1 protein-coding gene and 2 pseudogenes are annotated in these 1,669 nt (G+C 40.7%); all 3 read right to left on the bottom strand.

What is annotated here, in order from left to right:
• On the bottom strand, window positions 1–182 hold a 182-nt coding region (locus tag ARSQ2_RS11240; protein WP_181995343.1), incomplete at its 3' end, for a hypothetical protein.
• Window positions 179–1,110, bottom strand: a pseudogene (gene menC, locus ARSQ2_RS11235) (o-succinylbenzoate synthase). The gene ARSQ2_RS11240 and the pseudogene menC, both read right to left, overlap by 4 nt.
• Window positions 1,110–1,562, bottom strand: a pseudogene (locus ARSQ2_RS11230) (enoyl-CoA hydratase-related protein); the annotation flags it as partial. The pseudogenes ARSQ2_RS11230 and menC, both read right to left, overlap by 1 nt.
• Window positions 1,563–1,669: the final 107 nt, after the last annotated feature.

Below are 1,669 nucleotides of genomic sequence, written 5' to 3'. Positions count from 1 at the left end.
CTCAACCCTTCTTCTTCCATCGTAAATATCATTTTACGTCTAAAATTAATTGAATAGCTCATATAAATAATGTCATCAAAATTAAGTCGCTTAGCTATATATTGTCTATGCTCAGTTATCAGTGCAATGTCAGCAGGCGATTTTTCTGCCCAATAGATCCAAGGCCATTGATTAAATATCATTCATTCTGCCATATTAGTTCTAATTCATTTAATCCGATTAATGGCAATGAACTTTCAGGCCATTGACGAACCAGTTGAGTCTGGAACAAAGACAAGGTATCTAATCCGGGAACGGTTTCTGGTGTTAACCAGCATGCTATTCTGGCTAATTGTGTTAAACCAAAACTACTTTCAAGACTTGAACTAATTACACTATTTAATCCCAAAGCCCTAGCGTCATCAATAAGTTGCTTACAGTGATTATTTAAGCTACCCCAGTAAGGTAGGTTTAATAACAATGGCGCTAACACCTGGCTGTTTTTCAAGTTTAAAATTAGGTTCGCGCACACTTTTGTCCCAAGCAATAGCGCGATCGCCGTTTGTTGAGCAAACGCTTGCGATTGGCTGGCTTAATATACTTGGCAAACGCGGCGGCTTGTGATTGGTTCCAGCTTCGATTAGCATCCAACCGTAAACGCAACAAAGGAATCGCATCAAGTAGCAAATTAACCACCATCCCATCCCGCACCCACTCATAAAGGCCAACCTTAACCTTAGCCACTTTTTCACTGCTAACACCATTTAATTGTAAAATAAGCGCATCCACATCACCGGTACAAAGGGGTGCTTTTGGATAATGGGTTATTTCAGGTAATTCAGCCTTTAATTTAGCCAGCGCATAACTGAGCCCAAAAGCCACTGATGGAATATGGCACGTTTTAACTGTTGCACCCTGGCACCAGTTATGTAAGCCTGTTTGCAATGATTGCCTGGCCATTTCTAGTGTTTCAACACTAAACGCAGGTAAAGGTGAAATTTCACCCCAACCTTGGGCGTCATTTTCCTGTAAATGAATAAGAAAACCATCACGGGTTTTTAATCGCTGCTGCTTTAATACGATCCCTGCTTCGATAGGTAGACTAAATTGATATATTGCCGCCTTACGCATTATGGATTACGCTCAAAGCTTGAAAAATCAGGTTGTCGTTTTTCATTGAAAGCATTTCTCCCTTCCTGCCCTTCTTCGCTCATGTAAAATAACATGTTGCATTACCGGCTAACTCTTGTAAACCAGCCTGGCCGTCACAATCCGCATTCAGCGCTGCTTGCAGACAGCCTAGTGCCATTGGGCTATTTTTTAATATCTCACGACACCAGCCTACCGTTTCACGCTCCAATTCAGCATAAGGTACAACCTGATTTACCAATCCCATATCTACTGCTGAGCGTGCATCATATTGACGGCATAAAAACCAAATTTCGCGTGCTTTTTTGTCCAACGATGGGTGCCATATAAGACGCTCTCGAACCACCATCAAATGAACCAACCTTAGGCTCCGTTTGATCAAATATGGCATTGTCAGCAGCAATGGTTAAATCACACATCATATGTAATATATAGCTAAGCAACTTAATTTTGATGACATTATTTATATGAGCTATTCAATTGATTTTAGACGTAAAGTGATATTTACGATGGAAGAAGAAGGGTTGAGTATCCGAGAAAC

Source organism: Arsenophonus endosymbiont of Bemisia tabaci Q2 (assembly GCF_902713415.1).
GTDB lineage: Bacteria > Pseudomonadota > Gammaproteobacteria > Enterobacterales > Enterobacteriaceae > Arsenophonus.
This window is presented reverse-complemented; position numbering and strand designations above follow the sequence as displayed.